The sequence below is a fragment of the Rhodospirillales bacterium genome (assembly GCA_018666775.1).
Taxonomy (GTDB): domain Bacteria; phylum Pseudomonadota; class Alphaproteobacteria; order SMXQ01; family SMXQ01; genus JABIXC01.
In genome coordinates this window covers 72664-78882 of sequence record JABIXC010000016.1, presented here as the reverse complement: position 1 = coordinate 78882, position 6219 = coordinate 72664, and the positions used below count along the sequence as shown (strand labels likewise).

6 protein-coding genes and 1 tRNA gene are annotated in these 6219 nt (G+C 51.4%); 5 read left to right on the top strand and 2 right to left on the bottom strand.

Translation table 11 applies throughout. From position 1 onward, the window contains the following. Positions 1-108 precede the first annotated feature (108 nt). Positions 109-642, bottom strand: coding sequence for a hypothetical protein (locus HOJ08_07975; protein ID MBT5673370.1), 534 nt, complete (start codon positions 640-642; stop codon positions 109-111). 188 nt (positions 643-830) lie between these two features. Here HOJ08_07975 and HOJ08_07970 point away from each other — a divergent pair. After that, positions 831-907: transfer RNA gene (locus tag HOJ08_07970), tRNA-Arg, on the top strand. A 28-nt stretch (positions 908-935) separates the two neighbouring features. After that, positions 936-1520: a peptidyl-prolyl cis-trans isomerase gene (locus tag HOJ08_07965; GenBank protein ID MBT5673369.1), complete on the top strand. Its 585-nt coding sequence runs from the start codon at positions 936-938 to the stop codon at positions 1518-1520. A 14-nt stretch (positions 1521-1534) separates the two neighbouring features. Here the strand turns inward: HOJ08_07965 and HOJ08_07960 are convergent, their stop codons facing one another. After that, positions 1535-2512, bottom strand: coding sequence for an aldo/keto reductase (locus tag HOJ08_07960; protein ID MBT5673368.1), 978 nt, complete (start codon positions 2510-2512; stop codon positions 1535-1537). Positions 2513-2545: 33 nt separating this feature from the next. Between HOJ08_07960 and aceB the strand changes: the two genes are divergently transcribed. From aceB to HOJ08_07945, 3 genes are read left to right on the top strand one after another with little or no spacing between them, the layout of a single operon-like run. Continuing rightward, positions 2546-4273, top strand: coding sequence for a malate synthase A (gene aceB, locus HOJ08_07955; GenBank protein MBT5673367.1), 1728 nt, complete (start codon positions 2546-2548; stop codon positions 4271-4273). A 33-nt stretch (positions 4274-4306) separates the two neighbouring features. After that, the gene (locus HOJ08_07950) at positions 4307-5281 is read left to right on the top strand and encodes an alpha/beta fold hydrolase (GenBank protein MBT5673366.1); all 975 of its coding nucleotides are present in this window, start codon (positions 4307-4309) and stop codon (positions 5279-5281) included. Between the two features lie 8 nt (positions 5282-5289). Continuing rightward, positions 5290-6213, top strand: coding sequence for an alpha/beta fold hydrolase (locus tag HOJ08_07945; GenBank protein MBT5673365.1), 924 nt, complete (start codon positions 5290-5292; stop codon positions 6211-6213). Positions 6214-6219 lie beyond the last annotated feature (6 nt).

Genomic DNA, 6219 nt, shown 5'->3' with positions numbered 1-6219 from the left:
CTTGATCGCCTTGGCTGCACCCGTCTGTCTTGTCTGCGATTTCTGTTTCATCTTCATTCCCCTTCGGGTCATTACGATGTGCCAGAAACCCTCTCTTATGCAATGCCCCTAATCTGTCCCATAGGCGCTGACGTTAGACAGCCTCTTAGCAGCAGAAGATGCCGATACAGACAATTGCTTCAACGGGGAGATCACACTAATCGATAATGGACGTTTAGGGTCTTGCACTCTTGCACTCTTCTCTAGGGCAGCGGGGTCACCTTTTAAAAGTGTTCCATATGTTTCGTAAAATTCGCCCCCCTGACGCATGATTGCCATCCATGATAGCTCGTCAAGTTCATCAATAGTCTTTGCTAGAGCCTCAGATTGTTTCGAGATCTTTTCAAGCGCCGCCGCGCACTCGCCTAGTGTGGGGGCCTCGGTTCCATCTCCGTCGCCGCCCAGTTGATCCGCTTGGCTTTCATAAATATTAACTGCCGACCGCACCCACTGCTCGCCGAATGCCCTCTCAGCATCAGTCAGCGTTCTACCCCCGCCTTTCTCCAAGGCATCGAGCACTTCTTCTAATCTTTCTGAGGGAATATCAATACAAACCCAATTAGGCAGTTTCCAATTTGTTTTAGGGGTGGCTCGAGGACACATTTTTCAACCCAAAGATTGCATATCGTCATAGTAGCAAGTAGCGCTAAGCTGTCACAAATCTGTCACAACGGATACCCACTCTGTCACAAATTCAAGGGGATTCACGATTGCCCTACAGTATGGTAGCATGAGTAAGTTGCTTGATTTTCTGAGGTTTACTAAGGGCTGGTGCTATATAGGGCTTATGGGGCCCCGTAGCTCAGTAGGATAGAGCACCAGATTCCTAATCTGGGGGTCAGAGGTTCGAATCCTCTCGGGGTCACCATATTTTTGGAATTCAGGAGAGTTGTTTCATGTTCCGGTATCAAAATGTTTTTTTCGCCATTGTGTTGGCGCTTGTATTGGCCGGCGGTTTGTTTTCGACGCCAGCGGCTGCGAAAAACCCCGTTGCAACCATCACCACCAACAATGGCGTGATCATGGTTGAACTGTTTCCAGGACGGGCACCAAAAACGGTCGCTAATTTTTTGGCTTATGTAAAAGAGGGCCATTACACCAAGACCATTTTTCATCGGGTGATGCGGGGCTTTATGATCCAGGGCGGCGGATTTGATCTTGGCTTCAAGAAAATTCCGGCACCGCGCATGGTGCAGAGCGAAGCCGATAATGGGCTGAAAAACAAAATGGGAACCATTGCCATGGCGCGCCTGCCGGATCCGCATTCAGCATCGGCCCAGTTTTTTATCAACACCGTGGATAACAAGGGCCTTGATCACTGGGTCAAAACCCCAAGGGGCTGGGGCTATGCCGTGTTTGGCAAGGTCATCTCAGGTATGAATGTGGTGCGAAGCATCGAGGATACACCGACGATGAACCGGGGCCATCTTCAAAATGTGCCGCAAAGACCCATCATCATAAAATCAATAACCGTGCGCTAAGCCTGTATTAAATTTTAAATACCAAGCGCTTTAAGCTGTCCTTGCGGATAACGCGTGCCCTGGGCGGCCCCTTCGGGCATGGCATCAGACAGGCGCGATAATTCTTCAGGGCTTAAAGCGATATCGGCGCTGGCGGCATTTTCTTCGATCTGTTTAATCGTGTGACACCCTGGAATGGGGATCACGTTCTGGGCCATCAACCAGGCCAGCGCCACCTGGGCAGGGGATGCCCCACGCTCAGAAGACAAGGTTTTCAAACAGTTAATCAAGGCCAGATTTTGGGCGAAATTTTCTTCGCTATAGCGCGGCATGTCGCGGCGACGGTCTTTTTCATGGAAATCATCGCGGCTGTTGTAGCGCCCCGTCAGAAATCCACGGCCCAGCGGCGCATAAGCCACATAGGAAATGCCCAATTCCTGACAGGTGGGCAGCAGTTCCGCTTCGGCAAAACGCGACCACAGGGAATATTCTGTCTGCAAGGTAGCGATTGGGTGGGTTGCGTTGGCACGACGGATGGTTTCAACGCCTGCTTCTGACAGGCCAAGGGCGCGCACTTTGCCTTCATCGATTAATCGGGCCATGGCACCAATGGTGTCTTCAATGGGGGTGTCTGGGTCAACGCGGTGCAGGTAATAAACATCGATGACATCCGTATCGAGGCGCTTTAGCGAGGCTTCCAGCGCTTTGGGCACGTATTCGGGCCTGCCATTAACCTCGCGGGTGCCATCGGGGTTGCGGATGTTGGAAAATTTTGTGGTCAAGACGACTTGGTCGCGTTTGCCCTTAAGGCCCCGGCCAAGAAGCGCTTCATTTTTGCTGTCCCCATAGGCATCCGATGTGTCGATCATGGTAACACCCAGCTCAATGGCGCGATGCAAGGTGGCAATGGATTCTGCTTCGCTGGGCGGGCTGTATATGGGCGTCATACCCATACAGCCAATGCCGATAACGGAACTGACAATCCCACTGGTGCCAAGTTGGGTGGTTTTCATCCTGCATCTCCCCCGATTTATGCGTGTTGCGCTATGCGCGCTATAAGTGCGCTTATTTTACAGCTTTGCTGGCAATCATTGCCTGTTCTGCTATTTTACGCATTAACTAAATGCAGGAATCTAATAATAATTCGCATCAGGGGGATATCCGTGGCAATCACCAAAAGCACCGTAGAAGGTGTCGAGTTTCATGGCGACATTAAGCCCGGTTTTGATGCCATTCTGACCGATGAGGCCATCGCATTTGTGGCAGAGCTGGAACGGCGATTTGGCCCGGAACGTTTGGCGCTTTTGGCCAGACGCGAAGAAACCCAGACCCGCCTTGATGCTGGTTGGCGCCCCGATTTTCTGGATGAAACCAGAGAAATTCGCGAAAGCGATTGGACCACCAGCCCCGTCCCCGATGATATCAAAGACCGGCGGGTTGAAATTACCGGCCCAACCGATCGTAAAATGGTGATCAATGCGCTTAATTCCGGCGCCTACGTTTTTATGGCCGATTTCGAAGATGCCAACACACCCACCTGGGACAACATGGTGCAGGGACAGATCAACCTGCGTGATGCCGTCCGGGCAGACATTACCTTCGATGACCCGGCAACCAAACGCCATTATGAACTGGGCAAAAAAATCGCGTCCCTGTTCGTGCGCCCGCGTGGCTGGCACCTTTTGGAAGGCCACATGATGGTGGATGGCCGGCCGTGTTCCGGGGCGCTGTTCGATTTCGGGTTGTTCTTCTTTCACAATGCCCATGAACAGATCAAACGCGGGGTCGCCCCGTATTTTTATCTGCCAAAGATGGAACATTATCTGGAAGTGCGTCTTTGGAATGATATTTTCAATTTTGCGCAAGACACGCTGGAAATACCGCGCGGCACCATCAAGGGCACGATCTTGATCGAAACCATTCTGGCCGCTTTCCAGATGGATGAATTCTTGTGGGAAATCAAAGACCATTCCGCTGGTCTGAACTGTGGGCGCTGGGATTACATTTTCAGTTTCATCAAGCGATTCAGAAATGATCCAAACTTCATCCTGCCTGATCGGGCTCTGGTCACCATGAATTGCCATTTTCTCAGTTCATATTCCCAGCTCTTGATCAAGACCTGCCACCGGCGCAACATTCACGCCATGGGCGGCATGGCGGCACAAATCCCTATCCGCGATGATGAAAAGGCAAATACCCAGGCCCTTGAAAAAGTGCATCAAGACAAATTGCGCGAAGTTAAAAATGGCCATGATGGTACCTGGGTGGCCCATCCGGGCTTGATTGCAACGGCAAAGGCCGTGTTCGACGAACACATGCCCGAACCCAACCAGATCGACAACAAACGCGAAGACGTGTCCGTCACACAAGAAGACATGTTGCAGGTTGTCGAAGGGCCAATTACAGAATCCGGGTTTCGACAAAACATTAATGTGGGCATTCTCTATACGGAATCCTGGCTGCGCGGCAATGGTTGTGTGCCGCTGTATAATTTGATGGAAGATGCGGCCACGGCCGAAATTTCCCGCACCCAATTGTGGCAATGGGTGCATTACAATGCCAAACGCGATGACGGCACCGTCATTGATGAAAAGATTTTTAACGACACGCTGAATGAAGAAGTGGCCAAAATCAAACATGGCGTCAACGATGGTGCACGGATAAATGCGGTGGATGGTGCCGCTGATCTTTTCCGAAAAATGGTTTTGACAGAAGAGTTTAGCGAATTTTTGACCCTGCCCGCCTATGATTGGATTGTCGGGCACGGGAATTAATACGTAGCGCGTTGCCGGGAAAGGGCATGTTTTATGAGTGATATCTGGAGTGAGGAATACACCGCCACAAAGAAAAGTGATGGCGGGGACGTGTCGCTTTATATGTTTCGAAAACATAATGGGGCGCCTGATAAAAATAACCCGCGACCGGTTCTGTTTTTAATCCACGGGTCATCTTTTTCCGGGCCATCCGGGTTTGATATGAAAATCAAAGGCCATGATGATTATTCCTTGATGGATGCCTTTGCCAACCTTGGGTATGACGTTTGGACTCTGGACCATGAAGGCTATGGCCGGTCTGATCGGACCGGTGGCAATGCGCCTATTTCAGAAGGCGTGCGCGACATCGAAGCCGGCATTGACGTGGTGAAACGCGAAACCGGCCTTGATAAGTATTTCTTTTATGGACAGTCTTCAGGCGCGCTTCGATTGGCATGTTTTGCTGCCAACAACCCGGACCGGGTTGCCCGGTGTGTGTTGGACGCCTTTGTCTGGACCGGTGAAGGTGCGCCAACCTTGATTGAACGGCGCAAAAAACTGGATCAATGGCGGGGATCGAACACCCGCCCGGTTAATCGTGAATTTTATCATTCCATTTTCAATCGTGATTTAGCGGGAACATCAGACGATGCCGTGCCCGATGCGCTGGCCGATGCAGAGCTGCCGCTTTGTTCCGAAGTGCCCACCGGCACCTATCTGGATATGTGTGCCAATTTGCCCGTGGTTAATCCATGGGACATCACCTGTCCGGTGATGATTTTACGCGGCGAACATGATGGCATCGCATCAGAAGAAGACCTGTTTAATTTCTTTATGAAACTGCCTAATACCGATTGTCAGTTTGTCATTATCGCAGGTCAGGCCCATGTGGCACCGCTTGGGATTAACCGGAAACGCTTTTGGCATGCCATGGATGGTTTTTTCCAGATGCCCGAAAGGCTTGATCCCCATATTGCGGAAGATCAAAAAGTCATCGAACAACGCCGCCTGGCCGGCAACAAGGGATAACAAGCGTCATGAGTGATATCTGGAGCGCGGCATATACCGCCACCAAAAAAGGTAAATCTGGCGACATCAATCTGCATGTCTGGCGCAAACGTGTTGGCGCGCCGGAACAAGGGAAAAAAGACCTCCCGGTTTTGTTTATGGTTCATGGCTCATCCTTTTCGGCCCGGTCTGGCTTTGACCTTCAGGTGCCGGGAAAATCGGATTATTCCATGATGGACTGGTTTGCCCATCGTGGCTTCGATGTCTGGACCGTGGACCATGAAGGCTATGGCCGATCCGATTGGGGGGAAGGCAGCTTTTCATACGTCGAAGATTCTATCGATGATCTGAATGCCACCATGGATGTGGTGGAACGCGAAACCGGGGCTAGGACCTGTTCCATGTATGGGGGCTCATCTGGGGCTTTGCGGGCCGCCCTGTTTGCGGCGCGGTGCCCAGAACAGGTAGAACGTGTGGCCGTCGGTGCCATGGTCTATACCGGAAAAGGCTCGCCGACCTTGGCAAAACGCGCAGAAAAGCTGGATATTTGGAAATCTTCCAACAAGCGCCCGGTGGATTATGAATTCTTCACCACCATCTTTAACCGCGATAAACCGGGCACGTCCGAAGATATTGTTGCTGTGGCATTGGCAGATTCCGAAGCGCCGCTATGCACCCATGTGCCCACGGGCACCTATATCGACATGTGCGCCAATCTGCCCATCATGGAACCCGAAGATGTAAAATGTCCGTTCCTTTTGGTGCGATCTGAACATGATGGCATTGCAACGGATGAAGATGTCATGGAATTTTTCCAGCGCCTTCCCAACAAGGACAAGCAGTTTGTGATGATGGACGGCCAATCCCATGCGGCAACGCTGGGCATCAACCGCAAACGGTTCTGGCATGTGATTGAACGGTTCCTATCCATGCCACCAAGGGTCGATCTTTAAAATAAG